Annotated in this window: 19 protein-coding genes; 13 read left to right on the top strand and 6 right to left on the bottom strand. The window is 71.3% G+C overall.

Features of this window, described 5'->3' with window-relative positions:
• Positions 1-98: 98 nt before the first annotated feature.
• From AB0K28_RS01210 to AB0K28_RS01200, 3 genes are all read left to right on the top strand, one after another.
• Positions 99-1550: an NAD(P)/FAD-dependent oxidoreductase gene (locus tag AB0K28_RS01210; RefSeq protein ID WP_364363610.1), complete on the top strand. Its 1452-nt coding sequence runs from the start codon at positions 99-101 to the stop codon at positions 1548-1550.
• A 95-nt stretch (positions 1551-1645) separates the two neighbouring features.
• Positions 1646-2671, top strand: coding sequence for a dipeptidase (locus AB0K28_RS01205; protein ID WP_364363607.1), 1026 nt, complete (start codon positions 1646-1648; stop codon positions 2669-2671).
• A 244-nt stretch (positions 2672-2915) separates the two neighbouring features.
• The gene (locus tag AB0K28_RS01200) at positions 2916-4013 is read left to right on the top strand and encodes a M20 family metallopeptidase (protein ID WP_364363604.1); all 1098 of its coding nucleotides are present in this window, start codon (positions 2916-2918) and stop codon (positions 4011-4013) included.
• Positions 4014-4327: 314 nt separating this feature from the next.
• Here the strand turns inward: AB0K28_RS01200 and AB0K28_RS01195 are convergent, their stop codons facing one another.
• Positions 4328-5287 (bottom strand): YafY family protein, encoded by a 960-nt coding sequence (locus AB0K28_RS01195; RefSeq protein ID WP_364363601.1) that lies wholly within the window; start codon positions 5285-5287, stop codon positions 4328-4330.
• A 97-nt stretch (positions 5288-5384) separates the two neighbouring features.
• Between AB0K28_RS01195 and AB0K28_RS01190 the strand changes: the two genes are divergently transcribed.
• The 5 genes from AB0K28_RS01190 (at position 5385) to AB0K28_RS01170 (ending at position 10420) form a co-directional block, all read left to right on the top strand.
• The gene (locus AB0K28_RS01190; protein WP_364363598.1) at positions 5385-5969 is read left to right on the top strand and encodes a DinB family protein; all 585 of its coding nucleotides are present in this window, start codon (positions 5385-5387) and stop codon (positions 5967-5969) included.
• Positions 5970-6079: 110 nt separating this feature from the next.
• Complete coding sequence (locus AB0K28_RS01185) at positions 6080-6853, top strand: GNAT family N-acetyltransferase (protein ID WP_364363595.1); 774 nt, start codon at positions 6080-6082, stop codon at positions 6851-6853.
• A gap of 64 nt (positions 6854-6917) precedes the next feature.
• Entirely contained in the window at positions 6918-8348 is a 1431-nt protein-coding gene (locus tag AB0K28_RS01180) for an Nramp family divalent metal transporter (RefSeq protein ID WP_345387464.1), read from the top strand.
• A gap of 75 nt (positions 8349-8423) precedes the next feature.
• Positions 8424-9407: a zinc-binding dehydrogenase gene (locus AB0K28_RS01175; protein WP_364363592.1), complete on the top strand. Its 984-nt coding sequence runs from the start codon at positions 8424-8426 to the stop codon at positions 9405-9407.
• Positions 9408-9424: 17 nt separating this feature from the next.
• Positions 9425-10420: a YafY family protein gene (locus AB0K28_RS01170; protein WP_364363589.1), complete on the top strand. Its 996-nt coding sequence runs from the start codon at positions 9425-9427 to the stop codon at positions 10418-10420.
• Here AB0K28_RS01170 and AB0K28_RS01165 read toward each other — a convergent pair.
• The 3 genes from AB0K28_RS01165 to AB0K28_RS01155 are packed head-to-tail and all read right to left on the bottom strand — an operon-like array spanning position 10399 to position 14075.
• Entirely contained in the window at positions 10399-11889 is a 1491-nt protein-coding gene (locus tag AB0K28_RS01165) for an AMP-binding protein (protein WP_364363586.1), read from the bottom strand. The genes AB0K28_RS01170 and AB0K28_RS01165 overlap by 22 nt on opposite strands.
• Positions 11890-12912, bottom strand: coding sequence for an acyl-CoA dehydrogenase family protein (locus AB0K28_RS01160; protein ID WP_364363583.1), 1023 nt, complete (start codon positions 12910-12912; stop codon positions 11890-11892).
• Positions 12909-14075 (bottom strand): acyl-CoA dehydrogenase family protein, encoded by a 1167-nt coding sequence (locus AB0K28_RS01155; RefSeq protein ID WP_345387472.1) that lies wholly within the window; start codon positions 14073-14075, stop codon positions 12909-12911. Before AB0K28_RS01155 ends, AB0K28_RS01160 begins: the two co-directional genes overlap by 4 nt.
• Positions 14076-14233: 158 nt before the next feature.
• Between AB0K28_RS01155 and AB0K28_RS01150 the strand changes: the two genes are divergently transcribed.
• The 3 genes from AB0K28_RS01150 (at position 14234) to AB0K28_RS01140 (ending at position 17202) form a co-directional block, all read left to right on the top strand.
• Entirely contained in the window at positions 14234-15484 is a 1251-nt protein-coding gene (locus AB0K28_RS01150; RefSeq protein ID WP_364363580.1) for a HAMP domain-containing sensor histidine kinase, read from the top strand.
• Positions 15485-15548: 64 nt separating this feature from the next.
• Positions 15549-16148, top strand: a complete 600-nt coding sequence (locus AB0K28_RS01145) for a TetR family transcriptional regulator C-terminal domain-containing protein (protein ID WP_345387478.1) — start codon at positions 15549-15551, stop codon at positions 16146-16148.
• A 64-nt stretch (positions 16149-16212) separates the two neighbouring features.
• Complete coding sequence (locus AB0K28_RS01140; protein WP_364363577.1) at positions 16213-17202, top strand: diiron oxygenase; 990 nt, start codon at positions 16213-16215, stop codon at positions 17200-17202.
• On the opposite strand, the gene AB0K28_RS01135 is transcribed toward AB0K28_RS01140, so the two are convergent.
• Positions 17159-17929: a class I SAM-dependent methyltransferase gene (locus AB0K28_RS01135; RefSeq protein WP_364363574.1), complete on the bottom strand. Its 771-nt coding sequence runs from the start codon at positions 17927-17929 to the stop codon at positions 17159-17161. The two genes, AB0K28_RS01140 and AB0K28_RS01135, sit on opposite strands and share 44 nt — an antisense overlap.
• Positions 17930-17981: 52 nt before the next feature.
• Here AB0K28_RS01135 and AB0K28_RS01130 point away from each other — a divergent pair, with 52 nt between their 5' ends.
• Both AB0K28_RS01130 and AB0K28_RS01125 read left to right on the top strand, forming a co-directional pair.
• Positions 17982-18665 carry a copper resistance CopC family protein gene (locus tag AB0K28_RS01130; protein WP_364363571.1) on the top strand — a complete coding sequence of 228 codons (684 nt, stop codon included), beginning with the start codon at positions 17982-17984 and terminating at the stop codon, positions 18663-18665.
• Positions 18662-19696: a CopD family protein gene (locus AB0K28_RS01125; RefSeq protein ID WP_364363568.1), complete on the top strand. Its 1035-nt coding sequence runs from the start codon at positions 18662-18664 to the stop codon at positions 19694-19696. Before AB0K28_RS01130 ends, AB0K28_RS01125 begins: the two co-directional genes overlap by 4 nt.
• A gap of 59 nt (positions 19697-19755) precedes the next feature.
• Here AB0K28_RS01125 and AB0K28_RS01120 read toward each other — a convergent pair whose 3' ends face one another.
• Entirely contained in the window at positions 19756-20943 is a 1188-nt protein-coding gene (locus AB0K28_RS01120; RefSeq protein ID WP_364363565.1) for a hypothetical protein, read from the bottom strand.
• Position 20944: the final 1 nt, after the last annotated feature.

Below are 20944 nucleotides of genomic sequence, written 5' to 3'. Positions count from 1 at the left end.
CCACCTGCGCAGACTACCGGTACGCGGGAGGCGGAGGGGTGTCGCGGCGGCGGGGTTCGGCGTAATGTAAGTGGATCCTGACTTGCGGAGGGACCGGCATGGCGCCACGCGTCGCGATCATCGGAGCGGGTTTCGGCGGGCTGTGCATGGCGATCCGGCTGGAAAGGGCCGGGATCCACACGTACACCGTCTTCGAGAGGGCCGCGGATCTGGGCGGTACGTGGCGGGACAACAGCTATCCCGGAGCGGGGTGCGACATTCCCTCGCATCTGTACTCGTACTCGTTCGAGAAGTACGCGAGCTGGACGCGGCGCTATCCCGAGCAGCCGGAAATTCTCGACTACCTCCACCATTGCGCCGATAAATACGACGTCAGGCGGAAAGTCCGCTTACGGACGGAAGTGCGGCGGGCGGTCTTCGACGGCGGCGCCTGGCAGGTCACCACGTCGTCCACCGAGGGCGAACGCACGGAGACGTTCGACGTGGTCGTCATGGCGGTGGGGCAGCTCAACCGGCCCCACATGCCGGACATATCCGGGATGGACGAGTTCGAGGGCGTCTCCTTCCACTCGGCCCGCTGGAACCACGACCACGACCTGACCGGCAGGCGCGTCGCGGTGATCGGCACCGGGTCGTCGGCGGCGCAGCTCGTACCGCGGGTGGCGGAGCGGGCCGAGCACCTCTATCTCTTCCAGCGCACCCCCAACTGGGTCATCCCCAAGCCGGACGCCGCCTTCGGGCCCTTGACGCGGATGGCGTTCCGGTGCGCGCCGGGGCTGCAGCGGGCGTACCGGGAGTGGATCTACAGGTACGCGGAGGGCACCCTCTATCCGGCGCTGGCCCAGGGGTGGAGCGAGGGGTTACTCAGGCAGCGGGCGCTGCGCCACCTGCGCGACCAGGTGCCCGACCCCGAGCTGCGGGCGAGGCTCACCCCCGACTATCCGCCCGGCTGCAAGCGGGTGGTCATCGACAGCTCCTTCTATCCAGCCCTGACCAGGCCGAACGTGTCGCTCGTGACCGATCGGATCGCCCGCGTCACGCCCAAAGGTGTCCACACGGCTGAGAGCGCGTACGAGGTGGACACGATCGTCTACGCCACCGGCTTCAAGAGCACCGAGTTCCTGGTGCCGATGGAGGTGGTCGGACGCGAGGGGCGGTCGCTGGGCGAGCGGTGGAAGGACGGCGCCGAGGCGTACCTCGGCATCTCCGTGCCGGGCTTCCCCAACCTCTTCATGCTGTACGGGCCCAACACCAACCTGGGGCACAACTCCATCATCTTCATGATCGAGTGCCAGGTGGCGCACATCATGGCGTGCCTGCCGCACCTCGGCGCCTCCGGGACCATCGAGGTGCGGCCCGAGGCGATGGCGGCCTGGCGGCGGCAGCTCGACGTCGCCATGAGCAGGATGGTGTGGGGCGCGGGCTGCAGGAGCTGGTACAAGACGGCCGACGGCCGCATCACCAACAACTGGCCGGGGCCCACGACGCTCTACCGCAGGCTGACGGCCAGGCCGCCGGAGCCCGCGTACCGGGCCGTCGGACCTGGGTAGGACCTGCCGTCTGGTGCGTCGGACCAAGGCCGGACATGAAAGATCGGACCTGGGCACATTGTTGCTGGTCATGACCGCGAGGTAGCGTCCTGGCCATGACGATTCCCCTGCACCAGCGCGCAGTCGTGGCCGACACCCACAACGACCTTCTCATGGCGGTCTCCGCACGCCCGCCGCAGCAGTGGGCCTCGTTCTTCCGTGAGCAGTGGCTGCCGCAGCTCCGCGACGGCGGGGTCGACCTGCAGATCCTGCCCGTCTTCATCGACGACCAATATCTGCCGGAGGGCGCGCTGCGGCAGACCCTGCGGATGATCGAGTGCGCTCACGTGCTGGCCGAGGGCAACCCCGACGAGGTGAGCCTCTGTCTCGACGCCGCCGCCATCGACCAGGCGCTCGACGCGGGCAAGATCGCGTTGGTGCTGGCCATGGAGAGCATGCCCGGCATCGACGCCAGCGTCGAGCTGATCCCCACCATGCACCGGCTGGGGGTGCGGGTGGCGTCGATCGCCCACTTCGGGCGTACGCCGCTGGCCGACGGCAGCGGCCAGGACGCCACGGGCAGCCGCCTCACCTCGCACGGCGTCGAGGCGCTGCGGGAGATGGAGCGGCTCGGCATGATCTTCGACGTCTCCCACCTGGGCGCCTCCGGCGTCGCCCACGTGCTCGAGCTCGCCACCAGGCCCGTCATCGCCACCCACTCCTCGGCCCGCGCCCTGCGCGACCACCACCGCAACCTCACCGACGACCAGCTCCGCGCCGTCGCCGCCAACGGGGGCGTGGTCTGCGTCAACTTCTTCGCCCCGTTCCTCGCCGAGCGCACGGAGGACATGACGCTCGACCGGCTGCTCGACCACATCGAACACGTCGCCTCCGTCGCCGGCATCGACCACGTGGGGCTGGGGCCCGACTTCATCCGCGAGGTGATGGACGACCTGACGCCGCCGTGCTGCGAAGACGTCCACGCGAGGGGCGTCGACCCGAAGGCGGCGATCCCCGGCCTGGAGGGGCCGAGAGGGCTGCCCATGGTGACGGAGGGGCTGCTGGCGCGCGGCCTCCCGGAGAAGGACGTCATGCGGATCGTCGGGGGCAACGTCCACCGCCTGCTCGGGGAGCTGCTCTGATGCCGCTTCCCGTACGTCCGGACTCCCGCGCCACCGCGGCGGCGATTCACGCCCGGACGTCCGGTGGAGGTCCGGTGGCCGGCACCACCGCACCGGCCTCCCGCGTCCGCATGGGCGGCGCGATCGCCTTCCGCCCGCCGGCACGGCGGGCGGTCAGCGCGGCCGCTTCTTCTACGCGACCCCGGGGCGCCGCCGGGGTGAGCGCCTCTCCGACCACGACCGCTTCTCACGGGGGACGACCGGCATGACGGACAGCACCACCTCTCCGCAGCTCGCGGCCATGCTGGCCGATCTCGAAGAGCTGGTCACGTGTGAGTCGTTCTCCAGCGACCTGGAGGCCGTGGCCCGCAGTGCCAAGGTGGTGGCCGCGATGGGGGCGCGCCACCTGGGCAGCGGGCCCGAGTTCCTGGTGATCGACGGCGTGACGCACCTGCGCTGGTCGTTCGGTACGCCCAAGGTGCTGCTGCTCGGTCACCACGACACCGTCTGGCCGATGGGCAGCCTCGCCACCCACCCCTGGTCGGTGGTCGACGGGGTGGCCAGGGGGCCGGGTGTGTTCGACATGAAGGCGGGGCTGGTGCAGACGTTCCACGCGCTGGCCGGGCTCGGCTCGCTCGACGGCGTCACGCTGCTCGTCACCGGTGACGAGGAGGTGGGCTCCATCACGTCGTCGCGGCTGATCCAGGACACCGCGCGCGGGCTGGCCGCCGCCTTCGTCATGGAGGCCAGTGCCGACGGCGGGGCGCTGAAGACGGTCAGGAAGGGCACCTCGCTCTACACCGTCAACGTGCATGGCAAGGCGGCGCACGCCGGGCTGGAGCCGGAGAAGGGGGCCAATGCGGGCATCGAGCTCGCACACCAGATCCTGGCCATCGCCGGGCTGGGCGCGGGGGCGACGACCGTGACGCCGACGGTCCTGTCCGGCGGCTCGACGCTCAACACCGTCCCCGCCTTCGCCTCAGTCGGGGTGGACGTGCGGGTGGCGGAGGTGGCCGAGCAGGAGCGGGTCGATGCGGCGATGCACGCGCTGCGGCCCGTCGTGCCCGGCACCCGTCTCGACGTCGTCGGCGGGCCCAACCGGCCGCCGCTCGAAGCCTCCATGTCGGCCTCGCTCTTCGGCCTGGCCCAGGAGCTGGCGGCGGGGCTGGGCCTGCCCGCACTGACCTCGGCCTCGGTGGGCGGCGCCTCTGACGGCAACTTCACGGCCGGCGTGGGCTGCCCCACCTTGGACGGCCTGGGCGCCGTGGGCGGCGGGGCACATGCCGACCACGAACACGTCCTGGTCTCGGAGCTCCCCAGCCGCACCGCCCTGCTCCGCGCCCTGCTCGAAGCCGTCCGCTGAGCCCCTGCTCACGCCGCCCACTCCCCCGCCTCCACCCGCGCGACCGCGTCATCACGAGCCCGCCACGACGGGCCGCCTGACCCCTGTGGCGGCCCGCCCGATCACGCCGCCGGGGTGCGGGGTGCCGGGTGCGGGGTGCGGGGTGCGGGGTGCGGGGTGCCGGGTGCCGGGTGCCGGGTGCCGGGTGCCGGGTGCCGGGTGCAGGATTTGGCCCGGTGGGTGTGGGTGCCGCGGGGCCGTGCACCTGCCGAGGACGTGGACGCGTGGACACGTCGGTGTGGGGCGCGTGGCTCCCCGGAGGCGTGAATGTGGGTTCACTGGGCGCGGGTGAAGCGGGTGCCCAGAGTGTGGAAGCGGGTGAGGAGTTCTGGGGGGCTGATGACGCGGAAGTCGGCGTCCAGGGTGCCGACGGCCATGATCGGCCAGTCCAGGCTGTCGGTCATCATGTAGACCATGCATTGGCCGGGCTCGGTTTCCTCCACTGTGGCCCAGCGGCCCATGCGGGTGCGGACCTCTTCTGCGGGGGCGTAGACGAGGACCTGGGTGCGGTAGGACTGCGGGGAGACGTTGTCGAGGCTTGACTGGATAAATTCGGCGGCGTCGGCGGTGGGGAGGTCGCGGGGGCGGAAGCGGGCGCCGGTGCTCTGCGGGTCGGACAGGCGGTCGATGCGGAAGCTGCGCCAGTCGTGGCGGGTGAGGTCGTAGGCGACCAGGTACCAGCGGTGGCCCAGCGACACCAGGCGGTGCGGCTCGGCGTGGCGCTCGGTGGTGCGGCCGTCGGCGGCGGTGTAGGTGAAGCGGATGCGTTCGTTGTCGCGGCAGGTCAGGGCGATGGTGGTGAGGACGGACGGGTCGGCGGCGGCCTTGGCGGGGTTGCCCCAGCCGGCGGAGACGGTCATGGCGCGCAGCGCGTCGATGCGGCGGCGCAGGCGTACCGGCATGACCTGTACGACCTTGGCGAGCACCCGTACGGAGGACTCGGCGATGCCCTCCACCGGGTTCTGGGCGGCGGCCTGGAGGCCGACGGCCAGGGCGACGGCCTCCTCGTCGTCGATCACGAGCGGCGGGAGCGCCGCACCGGCGGCGAGCTGGTAGCCGCCGTCGACGCCGCGCTGGGCCTGCACCGGGTAGCCCAGCTCGCGGAGCCGGTCGATGTCCCTGCGCAGGGTGCGCGCCGACACGCCGAGCCGTTCCGCCAGCTCGGCGCCTGGCCAGTAGCGGTGGGTCTGGAGGAGGGACAGCAGGCGCAAGGTACGGGTGCTGGTGTTCGCCATGTTTTTCAGTCTCTCCGCTATTGAGGACGGAAAGTGGCCACAATGGGCGTCATTCTTCAGGTGAGCGAGCGAGAACGCAACCAAGGAGGCACCGCCCATGACCGTCGACACGCCGAGTACGAGCAGCACCGCCGAGGTGATCGCTGGGGTGACCGCCGAGGTGATCACTGAGGTGACCGGTGAGCGCGCCGACCTGCTGGCCGAGCTGGCGCAGAGCCGGTACTTCCTGCGCTTGACCACCCAGGGCCTCACCGACGAGCAGGCCCGCATGCGCACCACCGCCAGCGCGCTGTGCCTCGGTGGCCTGATCAAGCACGTGAGCCAGGTCGAGAAGGGCTGGGTGGACTTCATCCTGAACGGCACCTCTGCGATGAAGAACTTCGCGGACATGACCGAGGAGGACTACGCCGCGCGGGAGGCGGAGTTCGAACTGCTGCCCGGTGAGACGCTGGCCGAGGTGCTGGAGACGTACGAGGAGGTGGCCAGGAGGACGGACGAGGTGGTCGCCACCCTGCCCGACCTGGGCGTCGCCCACCTGCTTCCCGAGGCGCCGTGGTTCCAGCCCGGCGTCCGGTGGTCGGCCCGGCGGGTGCTGATCCACATCGTCGGCGAGACGGCTCAGCACGCCGGGCACGCCGACATCATCCGTGAGTCGCTCGACGGCGCGAAGAGCATGGGCTGAGGCCCGCCTGTGTCTCCACATGCTCCCCGCCCCGGCCCCGGTACGCAGAGGCCAAGGGCGGGGGTGGGGGCGAAGGGTTGTGGGGTTCGGGGGCGTGCGTAAATGAAGGCATGGAGCACGAGGAGGCGGCGGCCAGGGCCGGTGTGACGGTCAGGGAGTTGCGGGAGATCGGCGAGTTCGAGCAGGTCTACCGGCTCTTCGACGAGATCTGGCGCCCTGGGCCGACGAACGTGCCGGCGACGGTGGAGCTCATGGTGGGGTTCGCGCACACCGGGAACTACGTGGCGGGCGCGTATGCGGGTGACGAGCTGGTCGGGGCGTCGGTGGGGTTCCGTGCCGCGGGGCGGGCGCTGCACTCGCACGTGACGGGGGCCGTGGCGGGCCGGGGCATCGGGTACGCGCTCAAGGCGCACCAGCGGTGGTGGTGCCTGGAGCAGGGGCTGGAGCGCGTCACGTGGACGTTCGACCCTCTGGTACGCCGCAACGCCCGCTTCAACCTGGTCAAGCTGGGCGCCCGCCCGGAGGAGTACCTGCCGGACTTCTACGGCGTGATGGCCGACGCGATCAACGAGGGGGACGCCTCCGACCGCCTCCTGGCCGTCTGGCATCTCCAGGAGCACATCGAGCCGAACGACGAGCCCAGGAACGCGGCCATCACGTTGTGGGAGGGGCCGAACGGGGAGCCCGTTCGCGAAACCGGCGACAAGAGCCGGTTCCTCCTGGTGGGCACGCCGAGCGATGTGGAGAAACTGCGGCGCGACAACGCGTACGCGGCGCGGGCCTGGCGCCGGGCGATGCGGGAGACGCTGGGCGGAGCCATGGCGGCGGGCGGCCATGTGGTGGGTTTCACCACTCGCGGAGAATACGTCGTGTCGATTACTTAGGTATTCCACTGCTGTTTTGGATCTCTGTAATGTGGCGGCAGGAATGCCGAGCAAGGAGATCCGCATGACGGAATTCACCCCAACCGTTCCTGCGCGAGTCCTACCGACCGTCGAAGTCCGCGACCTTCCCGAGCCACCCCGATCGACCTGGCGCATCATCGGCCCCGGCCTGGTGGGCGCAGGGGTCGGGCTGGCGTCCGGCGAATTCATCCTCTGGCCGTACATCGCCTCACAGGTCGGCCTGATCTTCATCTGGGGAGCCGCGATCGGCATCATCACCCAGTGGTTCCTCAACATGGAGATCGAGCGCTACACGCTGGCCACCGGCGAGACGGCGCTGACCGGGTTCAGCCGCATGTGGAAACACTGGGGCCTGGTCTTCGTGATCATGACGTTGTGCTCGAACCTCTGGCCGGGCTGGGTGACCACGTCCGCGACGATGGTGACGTACCTGACGGGCTCAGGACAGGGCTCGGTGCGCTACATCGCGATCGGCATGCTGATCGTGATCGCGGCCGGGCTGACGCTGGCGCCCGTCATCTACACGCTGCTGGAAAAGGTGATCTTCGTGAAGATCGCCCTGGTCGCGACGCTGGCGATCGTGGCGATCGTGGTCGCGATCAACGCGGAGAGCTGGCTGCAGCTCGGCCGCGGCCTGACGGTCGGCGCCCGCTTCCCGGTCCCGCCGCTCGACTTCGCCGTCCTGATGGGCGCCATCGCGTACGCCGGTGCCGGCGGCGGCCAGAACCTGTGCCAGAGCAACTGGATCCGCGACAAGGGCTTCGGCATGGGCCTGTACGTGCCGCGCCTGGTCAGCCCGGTCACCGGCCACGAGGAGGCGGTGTCGTCGACCGGCTACCAGTTCGCGCCCACGAAGGAGAACCTGGCGCGCTGGAAGGCGTGGTGGCGTTTCGCGAACGTGGAGCAGGCGTGGACGTTCGCCATGGTGTCGTTCGTGACGATCGCGCTCATGTCGATGCTGGCGTACTCGACGGTGTTCGGCCGGCCGGGCCTGGAGAACAGCATCGCGTTCCTGGAGGCCGAGGGCCGGGTGCTGATGGACGTCGTCGGGCCGTGGTTCGGTGTGCTGTTCTGGGTGATCGGGGCGCTGGCGTTGTTCGCCTCGGCGATGGGCATCGTCGACTACACCTCGCGGCTGGCCTCCGACACCCTCAAGACCGTCTACCTGCGGGACAAGGCGGTCTCGGTCAACCGGGTCTACTTCATCGTGGTGTGGGCGATCGCGCTGGTCGGCACGGTGATCCTGCTGGCGGGGCTGGACCAGCCGCTGATCCTGCTGGTGTTCTCGGCGTGCTTCGCGGCCGTGATGATGTTCGTGTACTCGATCCTGCTGATCATCCTCAACAGGAAGGCGCTGCCTGAGGCGATCAAGGTGCGGTCGTACCGGCTGGGTGCGCTGGTCTGGTCGGTGCTGTTCTTCGGCACGCTGACCGTGATCGTGGTCTTCCAGCAGGCGCAGAACCTGTTCGGGTGACGGCGGGCGCGCCGGTGCGCCTCGCGCACCGGCGCGGTTGACCTCAACCGAGGTTGAGCTTGCAGACTCGGACGCATGCGAGTCGTTGAAGTGACGAAGTACGGCGGTCCCGAGGTGCTGCGCGTGGCGCGGGCGCCTGAACCGGTGGCGGGCCCCGGGCAGGTGGTCATCGGGGTGTCGGTGGTGGACGTCATGTCCATCGACGCCCAACTGCGCGCCGGGTGGGGGCGGGACTGGTTCCCCGCCGAGCCGCCGTTCGTGCCGGGCACCGGGGTGGCGGGGCTGGTGGTGTCCGTGGGTGACGGGGTGGACACCTCCTGGATGGGACGGCGGGTCGCGGCGCTGCTGCCCGGTGGGGGTGCGTACGCCGAGCGGGCCGTCGCCGGCGTGGAGACCCTCGTGGAGGTGCCCGACGAGGTGTCGTCGCGGCAGGCGGCGGCGTTGCTCCAGGTGGGGCCGGCCGCGCTGAGCCTGGTGGGGGCGGCTGAGCTGAAGCCCGGCGCCAAGGTGCTGGTCACGGGGGGCGGTGGGGCGCTGGGGCTGGCCGTCGTACGGCTGGCGCGGGCGGCCGGCGCCCACGTGATGGCGGCGGCGCACGACCCGGCCAAGCGTCGTGCGGCTTCTGCCGCGGGGGCTGACGTCGTCATCGGCTATCAGGAGTTCGCGGGGCCGGTCGAGGTGGTCTTCGACGGCGTCGGTGGCGAGGTGGGCGGGGCCGCGTTCGAGCTGCTGGGGCATGGCGGGCGGTTCTTCGCCTACGGGGTGCCCAGCGGGTCGGTCGCGCTGATCGACCCGGCGGAGGCCGCGCGGCGCGGGGTGCGGGTCGTCGGGATGGAGCAGGTCCAGTTCGCGCCGGACACGTTCAGGGAGCTCGCCGGGCAGGCGCTGCGGGAGGCGGCGGCCGGGCGGCTGGTGGCCGAGATCGGGCTGGAGGTCCCACTGGAGCGCGCCGCCGAGGCGCACGCCGCCCTGGAGGGCCGCAGGCTGGTGGGCAAGGCGTTGCTGCTGGTCTCCGATCAATCTGGGGACGCCATCGCGGCACCATCCTTGCCGCGATAGCCGTCACACTGGTTCTCATGCTCGACACCTCGGCCCGTCTGCTCAAGCTCCTGTCCCTGCTCCAGGCCCACCGCGACTGGCCGGGCCCCGAGCTGGCCACGCGGCTCGGGGTGTCGACGCGGACTATCCGCAACGACGTCGAGCGGCTGCGGTCGCTCGGTTACCCCGTGCACGCCACCCCGGGCGTGGCGGGCGGGTACCGGCTGGGGGCGGGGGCGGCGCTGCCGCCGCTGCTGCTGGACGACGAGGAGGCGGTGGCGGTCGCGGTCGGGCTGGGGCGGGCGGCCGGGGGCGGCGTCGAAGGGATCGAGGAGACGTCGGTACGCGCGCTGGCCAAGCTGGAGCAGGTGCTGCCGGCGAAGCTGCGGCGGCGGGTGAGCGCGCTCAACGCGTACACGGTGCAGATCCCGGGGACGGCGCCGCAGGTGGCGCCCGAGGTGCTGACGACGATCGCGAACGCCGCCCGCGACCACGAGCGGCTGCGGTTCGACTACGCCGGCCACGACGGCGAGGAGAGCGTGCGCGACGTCGAGCCGCACCGGCTGGTGCACCGGCGGGGACGCTGGTACCTGGTCGGCTACGACGTGGACCGGCGGGACTGGCGCACGTTCCGGGTGGACAGGGTGCGCCCGCGCACGCCGTCAGGCCCCCGGTTCGCACCGAGGGAGCTGCCGGGCGACGGCGACGTGGCGGCGTACGTGGAACGAGGGGTGAGCACGGCGATGCAGCGGCACCACGCGAAGGTGCTGCTGCGGGCGTCCGCCGAGCACATGCGGTCGCTGCGGCTGCCCCTGGACGTCGAGCCGGTGGACGCGGACACCTGCGTGGTCCGTTTGGGCGGCGACGACCTGCGGGGCATCGCGGTGTGGATCGGGTTCATCGGCGTGGACTTCGAGGTGCTCGACCCGCCGGAGCTGGCCCAGCACGTGCTGGAGCTGGCGGACCGCTACCGGCGGGCGGGAAGAGCGGGCGGTGAGAGGCAGGCGGGCGATCAGGAACGGGAGGCGAGGTAGTCCTCGCGGACCTTCGAGCGCGACAGCTTGCCGGTCGGCGTCCGCGGCAGCACCTCCCGGTATTCGAGCACCCTGGGCTGCTTGAACCGGGCGATGCGCGGCCCGCAGTGCTCCAGCAACTCGGCCGTCAGCGCCGGCCCCGGCTCGGCGCCGGCGGCGGGCTGGACGAGCGCGACCACGATGTGCCCCCACTCCTCGTCGGGCACCCCGATGACGGCCACGTCGGCGACGGCGGGATGGTCGAGCAGCGCCGCCTCGATCTCGGCGGGGTAGATGTTCACCCCGCCGGAGACGATCAGGTCGGTACGCCGGTCGCACAGGAACAGGTAGCCGTCGTCGTCGAAGTAGCCGATGTCGCCGGGGGTGTACCACTCCCCCAGCATGCTGGCGGCCGTCTTGCCGGGGTCCTTGCGGTACTCGAACGTCCCCATGCTGGACTTGACGTAGACCAGGCCGGGCGACCCGGGAGGCAGCTCGCCGCCGGACTCGTCGCAGATCTTCGCCTCGAACGTGGGCACCGGCCGGCCTACGGTGCCGGGCCTGGCCAGCCAGTCGTGCGGTTTGACGGCGAAGGCGATGGTGGACTCGGTCGAGCCGTAATACTCGTACAGGACCGGGCCCCACCAGTCCATGATCTGCTGCTTGACCGCGACGGGACAGGCGGCGGCGGTGTGGATGACCTGCCGCAGGCTGGACAGGTCGTAGCGGGCCCGCACCTCGTCGGGCAGCTGCAGCATCCGGTGGAACATGGTCGGCACCATCATGGCGTTGGCGATGCGGTGGCGGTCGATCAGCTCCAGGATGTCGACCGGGTCGAAGCGGGGCGCGATCACCACGGTGTGCCCGAGATGCAGCGCGAACTGGGCGTGCGCGCACGGCGCCGAGTGGTACATCGGCGAGGTGACCAGGTGCCGCGCGGCGCCCGGCTCGAGGTCGACGACCTCGCCGAGGAACCACACGTACAGCGGCACCATCGCCTCGGGCTCGGCTCCCGAGAGCGGGCGCTGCACGCCCTTGGGGAAGCCGGTGGTGCCGGAGGTGTACCACATGACGGCCCCGGAGGTGCGGTCAGCGGGCGCCTCGGCAGGTTGGCCCGCGGCCAGCCCGTCCGTCCCGATCTCGCCGCCCGGCACGGCGTGGCCGGGCCCGGTGACGACGACCTTGGCGTCGCAGTCCTTGAGGATGTACGCGATCTCCGCCTGGGTCAGGTGCCAGTTGATCGGCACGTAGTAGAGCCCGATCTGCCCGGTGGCCATGACCATGACCACCGCGTCGACGCCGTTGGGCAGCACGCCCGCGACGACGTCGCCGGTGCCGAGGCCGCGGGCGCGCAGGCCGTGGGAGACCTGGTTGACGCGGGCGAGCAGCTCGCCGTAGGTGGTGCGGGTGCCGTCGGTGTCGATCACGGCGAGGCGGCCGGGGTCGGCGGCGGCGATGGCGTAGAAGCCGGGTAGGCCGCTGATGTCCATCTAGAGCTCCAGGAGGTCGGCGAGCCTGGCGCGGTGGATGCGGGGCGGGCCGAGCAGCACCTCGTCGGCCTTGGCCCTTTTGTAGAACAGGTGGGCGTCGTGCTCCCAGGTGTAGCCGATGCCGCCGTGCAGCAGCAGGTGGTCGCGGGCCACCTCGAAGCAGGCCCGGCCGACGTACGCCTGGGCGAGCGCGGCCGCCTCGGGCAGGTCGGCGGGCGACTCGTCGGCGGCCCACGCGGCGTACCTGACGATCGACTCGGCCTGTTCGAGCTTGGCGTGCATGTCGGCGAGCTTGTGCTTGACGCCCTGGTAGGAGCCGATGTACCGGCCGAACGCGACGCGGATCTTGGCGTAGGCCACGATGGCGTCGAGCGCGGCGCGCATCACGCCGAGTTGCTCGGCGGCCAGCGCCACGCACATCCGCTCGGTGACGCCGCTCTCGGGCGCGGGCCCGAGCAGGCGGGCAGGGGCGCCGTCGAGCACCACGTCGGCCTGGCCGCGGGTGAGGTCGAGCGTCTCCAGCGCGGTCCTGGTGACGCCGGGACCGGTCAGCTCGACGGCCAGCAGCACGGGCCCGTCGGCGGTGGCCGCGGGCACGACCAGCACGCCGGCCTCCATGCCGGACAGCACCTGGGGCAGCCGGCCGGAGGCGGTGGCGCCGTCGTAGGAGACCTCGGCGGAGTGGACGGTGGCGGCGACGCGGCCCTCGGCGATGCCGGCCAGCAGTTCCTTGTCGGGCACCCGGCCGAGCGCGATGGCGGCGAACGCGGTGGCGAGGAAGGGGCCGGGCAGCAGGGCCGCGCCGGTCTCCTCCAGCGCGACGGCCAGCTCGCTCAGCCCGGCGCCCGCGCCGCCGTACTCCTCGGGGACGATCAGGCCGGACAGGCCGAGCTCGCCGTTGAGCCGCGCGTAGACCTGCGGGTCGTACCCCTCGCGGGCCTTGGGGAGCGGGGAGGCGGCGCCGAGGAAGGCGCGTACGGCCGCGCGCAGCTCCTGTTGTTCGGTGCTGAGTACGAGCTTCACCCCTGCGTCCCCACCTTCAGGTCCTTGAACGGCACGGTCTTGTCCACGCGCGGCTCCGGCGGCAGGCCGAGCACGCGGTCGCCGATGATGTTGCGCATGATCTCGTTGGTGCCGCCGCCCAGCGCCATGCCGGGGGCCATGGAGATCGCGCGGGCGAGCGGGTGGCCGGCCAGCGTGGCTTCGGGGCCGACGAGCCGGGTGGCGAGGTCGGCCTGGAACTGGGTCAGCTCGGCGAGCAGCAGCTTGGCGGCGCTGCCGCGGGCGCCGGGGAAGACGCCGGCCCTGGTCTCCTGTGACAACCGCTCGTTGAACAGCTCGAGCGCGCGGCTGCGGATGTGCAGCTCGACGAGCTCGTCGCGGACCAGCGGGTCGGCGGTGTCGACCTGCCTGCGCAGCGCGTCGAGCGCGGCCGGGTTCTCCTTCTGGCCGCTCATGCCGACGCCCGCCGAGATCGACAGCCGCTCGTGCAGCAGCGTCGTGACGGCCACGCTCCAGCCGTCGTTGACCTCGCCGACGCGGTGCTCGTCGGGGATCGGCACGGCGTCGAAGAAGATCTCGTTGAAGTTGGCCCGGCCCGACATGTCCTTCAGCGGCCTGACCGTCACGCCGGGGTGGTGCATGTCCACCACGAACATGGTCAGGCCCTTGTGCTTGGGCCGGTCGACGTCGGTGCGGGCGAGCAGCAGGCCCCAGTCGGCGTGGTGGGCGACGGAGGTCCACACCTTCTGGCCGTCGATGATCCAGTGGTCGCCGTCGCGTACGGCCCTGGTCTGCAGGCTGGCCACGTCGCTGCCGGCGCCAGGCTCGGAGAAGAGCTGGCACCAGATCTCCTCGCCGCGCAGCAGCGGCCGGACGAACCGCTCACGCAGGGCGTCGCTCCCCCGGTCGACGATCGTCGGCCCGGTCATGCCGAGACCGATCGAGAAGACGTAGGTGGGCAGGGTGAAGTCGCGGGCCTCCTCGGCGAACACCCGCTCCTCCGCCTGCGTCAGGCCCTGGCCGCCCCACTGCTTCGGCCAGCTGATGCCGGAGTAGCCGGCGTCGTACAGCTTGGCCATGAACTCCTTGGCGCGGGGGATCCCGTCGGCCTCCGGGTAGTCGTCGGTCGGTGCGTTCTCCTGCAGCCAGCTTCTGGCCGCACGCCGATACTCAGCAAGGTTCACTTCGACTCCTCGGCATCAGTGCTCACTTACTCTAGTCAGCTCGCCCCGGCACGCATAGAGCATTGCTCTGGTGGGTGCCGGGGTGATTCGTCATGGAATCTCCGATGATTCGAGGAGAAGCCGCCCAATGTGATCACCTGACCTGCAGGGGGATGGGTGTGATCGTACGGCCGGGCCGATCGATACGCGCGAGACTGGCGCTGCTCGCCAGCGTGGCCATGACGCTGCTGTGCGTCGCCGCCGCCGCACTGCTGCTCTGGGCCACCCGCACCACGATCGTGGACATCAGGACCCGCGAGGTCGTCAGCACCGCCCTGCGCGTGGTGTACCTCATCAAGGACCACGACCTGCCCCGCGTGACCTCGATCGACCTCGACGGGCTGCAGGTCGTCGACGCCTCAGGGCAGGTGGTCTCCTCGACGCCCAACCTGGCCGGGTCGCCGCGCCTGATCCGCACGGTCCCCGAGGACGACAAGGCCACCCGCATCGGTACGATGTGCGACCGGCCCGAGTTCGCCGGCGACTGCCAGATCGTGGTGTCCTTCCGCGCCTACGAGCCGGACGGCGACTGGATCGTCTACGCCTTCGGCCCGCTGCCGCCCTGGTACGTCAGCCCCGCCGCGATCACGTTCCTGACCCTGTTCACCGTGGTGCTGGTGGCGCTGACCTGGTTCGGCGTCTCGCGGGTGGTGGCGGGGACGCTGGCGCCCGTCCAGGCCATCACCGAGCGGCTGGCGGAGATCACCGGCGGCGACGGGTCGTTGCGCCTGCCCGTGCCCGACAGGGCCGACGAGATCAGAGGGCTGGCCGAGACCGCGAACCAGACGCTCGAACGCCTGGAGTCCGCGCTTGAGCAGCAGCGCCGCTTCGCCTCCGACGCCTCCCACGACCTGCGCAGCCCGATCACGGCCATGCGGACCGAGCTGGAGATGGCGATGCTCGCGCCCGAGGAGACCGACTGGCGCGAGACCGGCGCGAAGCTGCTGGCCGGCCTCGACCGGCTGCAGAACATCGTCACGGACCTGCTGACGCTGGCCCGGCTCGACGCGGGCGAGCCGGGCACGCTGGAGCCGGTGGACCTGGGCGAGCTGGTCGCCTGCGAGAGCGCGACGCCGCGCTCGAAGCAGGTGGTCACCTCGCTGGAGCCGGGCGTCGTGGTCACGGGCGACCGCCACCGGCTGGCCCGCCTGCTGACGAACCTGCTGGACAACGCCGAGCGGCACGCCGAGAGCACGATCCCACGGAACGCTGCGGATCGAGGACTCGGAGACGGGTGCCCGTTTCGTCCTTCGCCTGCCCAAAGCCAGCGGCTGAGACGGTTTTCCGACCCCACCGAAAGGTGTTCGGTACCCCCAACTACCATGATCACCATGAACGGGACTGTGTGTACGTATCGGGGCTCCATGTAACCAGAAGGACTGACGTCCGTTTTGTCCTATAAATACTAGTGATCAGAAGTTAGAGTTACCCGCTGTGACAACTGGTTTCAGCCGATTACGGCGCGAGGATTTGCTGAAGACGGCCTGCGAGGTGATCGCGGAGCAAGGTTTCGGGCACACCAGGACCCTGGACATCGCCAGGGCCGCCGGAGTCAGCCAGGCCCTGCTCTTCTACCACTTCGAGACCAAGGAGCGGCTGTTCGCGCAGGCATTCGGCTATGCGGCACGCGTGCACCTCGAGGCGCTCGCCGACGTCGAACGTTCCTCCGGCACGCCGCTCGAGCGCCTGCGCTCGCTGCTACGGCTCTGCTCGCCGGCGATCCCCACGGAGGGCTGGCGGCTCTGGATCGACGCCTGGTCCGAGGCGATGCGCAGCACCGAGCTGGAGGAGATCTCCCGGCGCATCGACGCCAGGGGGCGCACGCTGATGCGCACGATCATCGAGGCGGGCGTGGTGAGCGGCGACTTCGACTGCGACGATCCCGACTCGGCGACGTGGCGGCTGTTCGCCCTGATCGACGGCCTCGCGGTGCAGACGCACACGCATCCCAAGGTGTTGTCACGGCGGCGGGTCAACGTGCTCATCCGTACGGCGGCGGCCAAGGAGCTGGGGGTGGACGCGGAAAACCTGTGACCCTCACCTTCCCAGGCTTATTGGATGCTTCGTACAATTACTGGGCGAGGAGAGGAGTGCAGCGATGACGTCCGCACCACGCTCTACCGCCTCCCAGGAACGCGACGAGCACGTCGGCGACGGCGGCGCCTACCGCGCGGTCATCGAACGCCTCTCGAAGGCGTCCGTCGACAAGCACTGGGAGCCCTACCGCGACATCCCGTGGGACGACCCGGAGTTCCACGTGGACCCGTCCGATCCGCGCTGGGAGCTGCCAGGGGTCGACCGGCTGGGCGGCCACCCCTGGTACCGCGCCCAGCCCCCCGAGGTGCGCGCGCGGATCGGGCTGTGGCGGGTGGCCACCGCCATGAAGATCGGCCTGCAGTTCGAGAACCTGCTCAAGCGCGGGCTGCTCAACTACGCCTACCGGCTGCCCAACGGGTCACCCGAGTTCCGGTACGTCTACCACGAGACCATCGAAGAGGGACATCACGGGATGATGTTCCAGGAGTTCGTGAACCGTACCGGGATGCCGATCCGCGGCATGCCGCGCCCGCTGTCGGCCGTCGCGCAGGTCGCGCCCTGGATCCCGCTGGTCTCGACCGAGCTGTTCTTCGTGTTCGTGCTCGGCGGCGAGGACCCGATCGACCACGTCCAGCGCAGGGTGCTCAAGGACGGCAGGCCGCACCATCCGCTGGAGGAGACCATCATGCGCATCCACGTCGCGGAGGAGGCCAGGCACATCTCGTTCGCCCGGCACTACCTGCGCAACCGGGTGCCCAGGATGCCGGCGTACCGGCGGTTCCTGCTCGGCCTGTTCGCGCCCGTCGTGCTCGGCGTGATGGCGCGCATCATGCTCGCGCCGCCCGGGCCGATGATCCGGCGCTTCCGCATCCCCGCGAGCGTGGTCGCCGACGTCTATCTGCGCGACCCGGACGCCGGGCGCGAGATCCGCGACTCGGTGGCCCGCACGCGCGAGCTGTGCGCCGAGATCGGGCTGGTCAACGCGGTCAGCAGGCGGGTCTGGAAGGTCATGGGGATCTGGGCGGACGCCGCGCCGTCACGACCTCGGTGACCGTCGTCAGGTCCCACCGGCCCGACGGGCGGTCGGCGAGCAGCGCGCGCCCGGCCTCCTCGGCGAACGCCTCCAGGCGGCCGCCGAGTGCGGCGGGCGCGGTGTAGGAGTACGACAGCTGCGGGCCGACCACGGCCGTCACGTCGTACGTCAGCCGCTGCTCGAACCGCGCCCGGGCGAGCATCCTGAAAGGCGAGCCGCTCAGCACCGCCTCGTGCGGCTCGCCGGTCGCCTGGTAGCCGTTGCTCGCCGTGAACGTGTTGATGCCGGACGCGTCCCGCACCCGGCGCATCGCCGGCTCCCACGGCTGCTCCGGCTCGTCGGCGGCCGGGCCCACCAGCACCACGACGCCGTCTCGCGGCAGCAGCGCGTCCAGCTCGGCCAGCACCGCCCGCCGGTCCATCCAGTGGAAGGAGCGGCCCATCACCACGTGGTCGAACGCCGGCAGCTCGCCCAGCCGTGCCGAGTCGCCCGCGATCCAGCGCACGTTCGGCGAGCGCCGCGCCAGGCGCCTGCCCTCGGCCAGCATGCCGTGGTCGGGATCGACGGCCAGGACCTCGCGCACCCGTCCTGCCAGCGGGATCGCCAGCGTGCCTGGGCCGCAGCCGAGATCCAGCACGGTGCTGTCCGCCCCGAACGCCGCCGCCAGGTGAGCGATCGCCGGCTCCGGTGGGCGGGTGCGGTATTTCGCGTAGGAGGGGGCCGCGCCGCCGAACAGGTCCGCCATGGGTGGGACCATATACAGGTTCATGACGAGGTTCGATGGAAGGTTTCGATCTGTGAGGCGGCTACTCACGGTCCTGCTGCTCGCCGTCGCGGCGACCGGGCTGCTCTGGTCCCCCGCGCGGGCGCACAACGTGCTCATCAGCAGCGACCCCAAGGACGGAGCCGCGCTGACGGCCGCGCCCGAGCGGGTGACGCTGGTGTTCGACCAGGCGGTGCGTCAGGGGTACGCGCAGGTGGGCGTCACGTCGGCGGACGGCGGCTCGTGGACCGACGGTGCCGCCTCGGTGGCGGCGGAACGGGTCACCGTCCAGGTCAAGCCGTTGCCCGCCGGGTCGTACGTGGTGGGCTACCGCATCCTGTCGGCCGACGGGCACCCGGTCACCGGGAAGATCTCCTTCACCGTGACGGGCGGCGGCGCCGCCGCGCCCGCCGCGCGGGAGACGGCCGGCGGCGCCGACGCCGCGGCGGCCGAGGCGGCGGCCAACGGCGGCGCCGGGATGGCCGTGCTGTGGGTCCTGGGCGCCCTGATCGTCCTGGCCGCGGGCACCATCGTCGCCCTCCGCCGCTCGACCCCCGCATCCCCTGCCACCTCCCCCGCAGTCCCCGCACCCCCTGCGGCTGTCCCCGCAGACTCCTCGGCCACCGCCGCGCTCGACTCCGCTGGCTCCTCCGGCTCCGAGGCCCCAGCCCCCACGGCGGGCGACGGTGGACGTTCCGGTGAGAGGGGCCGGGCGTGAGTGTGATCGCTCCCCCGCTGCCGCAGACGCGGAAGGTCGGCGGGCGGCTGGTCGCCGGGGCGTTCGGGGTGTGCGCGGTCGTCGCGGCCGTGGCGGCCAGTTCGCTGACGGCGCAGGAGTCCGTGCCGGGCATCCCCATGCCGGGGCCCGTCGTGGAGATCGGCCTGCCCCTCGTCAGGGCGCTGCTCGACATCGCGGCCGTGGCCGTGGTCGGGCTCAGCCTGCTGCCCAAGCTGCTCGGCTTCAACGCGCCAGAGCGTACCGAGCCGGTCCTGGTGCGGGTGCGCCCGCTGGCGGTGGTGGCCGCGTGGGCGTGGGCGATCTGCGCGCTGCTCACGATCGTCTTCCAGACGGCCGAGCTCAACCCCGGCGTGGTGCCGACGTTCGGGATGATCGCGAGCTACGTCGACACCGTCGGCACGGGTCAGGGCCTGCTGTTCAGCGCCGCGTGCGCGCTGGCGGCGGCCGGGATCGGGCTGATGGCGGTGCGGTTCGGCGAGAAGGTGCCGGCCGAGCTGCGGGTGATCGTGGGGCTGTTCGGGCTGCTGCCGATCCCGGTCACCGGCCACGCCGTCAACTCGATCTGGCACGACCCCATCATGATCTCGATGGAGGTCCACGTGATGGGCGCGGCGGCGTGGACCGGCGGGCTGGTCGTCACGGCCGCCTTCCTCGCCCCGCACCGCGACCTGCTGGCGGTGGCGCTGCCGAGGTTCTCCAGGATCGCCACCGTGTGCCTGCTCCTGGTGGCGCTGTCGGGCCTGATCACGGGGCTCGGCACGATGGCGCTCACGCCCGGCGTGACGCTGCCCGGCGCGATCGTGACCAGCCACTACGGCCTGCTGGTCGTGGTCAAGGCGGCGCTGGTGGCGCTGCTGGTGCCGCTGGCCGCGCACATCCGCTTCCGGCTGCTGCCCGCCATCAGGAGGGGGCAGGCCACCGCCCTGGTCGGGTGGACGGTGGCCGAGGTGAGCGTGATGGGCCTGGCGTACGGGGTGGCGGTGGCGATCACCCGCGCCTCGATCGCCTGACCGCTCCTCCTGCCCGGAACCTCAGGCGGTGGCGGGAACCTCAGGCGGTGGCCGGAGCCTCAGGTGGTGGCCGGAGCCGCCACCACCGGGGCGGGCGTCCCCACGGGTCGAGCCTTCCTGCGGCCGGTGAGGGCCTCGATCGCCAGCCAGGCGACGAGCAGGCCGATGCCGGCCCACACCGCCGACGACGTGGCGAGCGGGGGCGCTCCGAGCAGCCCCTCCTGGCCCTTCAGAGCGCCGTAGACCGGCCCCATGGCCGCGTTCTGCACCACGAGCGCGCCGTACGCGGCGGCGGTCGCGACGACCGTGCCCAGCACCGCCCGCACGTACGGCATCCGCACCAGGAACGCGACGTCCACCAGCAACCCGGCCACGACCAGGAAGAACGGCAGCGCGGACGGCGGGAAGCCGGTGAAGGTGAGCAGCGGCCAGATCACGGTCCTGAACCCGACGTAGCCGGCCGCGACGAGCGTCGCCGCGCCGAACCTGCCGATCAGCCGCCTGGCCAGCACCAGCACCGACAGCCCGGCGACCACCGCGTAGACCGGATAGAGGTAGTCGGGCACCGGCAGCGTGAACCCGGCCATCATCTCCCTGTCGATCGGCCGGTTCATCTGGTCGGCCGCGAACTGGAGCAGGATGGGCTCGGCGTAGGTCGCCTTGTTGTCCCAGGCGCCGAGCGAGAGCACGCCGTACTCCTGGTGCTGCTCGGGGAAGTGCACGTTCTCCAGGAAGAACGCGAAGAAGGCGCCCAGCACGACCGTGCGCTCGCGCCCGGGCGGCGCGCCCATGAACCAGCCTCTGATCACGCCGGCGATCATGAAGAACGTTCCGACGTACAGCATGATGTGGGACGGGCTCCACGAGGTGATGTCGAGCCCGTTGACGCGGTGGTTGATCAGGTCGAGCGGCACCGCGACGAGGAAGATGCCGGTGCCCCACTGGATGAGCTTGAGCGCCTTCTTGTCGACGCCGTAGCCGGTGTAGCCGTGGATCAGGGTGAGGGCCACGGCGAGGGCGGTGCCGGCGGAGTTGAGCAGGTGGGGCGGCGCGAGGTCGTCACGCAGCCACTTGAAGTGCCAGGAGACGTCCCAGGCCGAGCCGAGCAGCTTGAGCGTGAGCGCCACCAGCCAGCCGAAGTAGAGCACCCTGAACAGGTCGGGCGGTGTGTCGCGGCCTGCCTCGCCGCGGGTCCAGTAGGGCAGGGCCCACGCGGCGGCCTTCTTGAGCGATGCTGGAGACTTCACG

The organism is Nonomuraea sp. NPDC049504 (assembly GCF_040676845.1).
Lineage (GTDB): Bacteria > Actinomycetota > Actinomycetes > Streptosporangiales > Streptosporangiaceae > Nonomuraea > Nonomuraea salmonea.
Note: the sequence above shows the minus strand (reverse complement) of the source record. Positions and strands in the feature narration are given on the sequence as shown.

What these genes read in the sequence shown, in the direction of transcription:
- AB0K28_RS01180 (WP_345387464.1), top strand. Translation starts at nt 6,918, where the DNA reads ATGACGGAATTCACCCCAACCGTTCCTGCGCGAGTCCTACCGACCGTC.
- AB0K28_RS01175 (WP_364363592.1), top strand. Translation starts at nt 8,424, where the DNA reads ATGCGAGTCGTTGAAGTGACGAAGTACGGCGGTCCCGAGGTGCTGCGC.
- AB0K28_RS01210 (WP_364363610.1), top strand. Translation starts at nt 99, where the DNA reads ATGGCGCCACGCGTCGCGATCATCGGAGCGGGTTTCGGCGGGCTGTGC.
- AB0K28_RS01200 (WP_364363604.1), top strand. Translation starts at nt 2,916, where the DNA reads ATGACGGACAGCACCACCTCTCCGCAGCTCGCGGCCATGCTGGCCGAT.
- AB0K28_RS01195 (WP_364363601.1), bottom strand. Translation starts at nt 5,287, where the DNA reads ATGGCGAACACCAGCACCCGTACCTTGCGCCTGCTGTCCCTCCTCCAG.
- AB0K28_RS01135 (WP_364363574.1), bottom strand. Translation starts at nt 17,929, where the DNA reads ATGGCGGACCTGTTCGGCGGCGCGGCCCCCTCCTACGCGAAATACCGC.
- AB0K28_RS01165 (WP_364363586.1), bottom strand. Translation starts at nt 11,889, where the DNA reads ATGGACATCAGCGGCCTACCCGGCTTCTACGCCATCGCCGCCGCCGAC.
- AB0K28_RS01140 (WP_364363577.1), top strand. Translation starts at nt 16,213, where the DNA reads ATGACGTCCGCACCACGCTCTACCGCCTCCCAGGAACGCGACGAGCAC.
- AB0K28_RS01185 (WP_364363595.1), top strand. Translation starts at nt 6,080, where the DNA reads ATGGAGCACGAGGAGGCGGCGGCCAGGGCCGGTGTGACGGTCAGGGAG.
- AB0K28_RS01205 (WP_364363607.1), top strand. Translation starts at nt 1,646, where the DNA reads ATGACGATTCCCCTGCACCAGCGCGCAGTCGTGGCCGACACCCACAAC.
- AB0K28_RS01170 (WP_364363589.1), top strand. Translation starts at nt 9,425, where the DNA reads ATGCTCGACACCTCGGCCCGTCTGCTCAAGCTCCTGTCCCTGCTCCAG.
- AB0K28_RS01190 (WP_364363598.1), top strand. Translation starts at nt 5,385, where the DNA reads ATGACCGTCGACACGCCGAGTACGAGCAGCACCGCCGAGGTGATCGCT.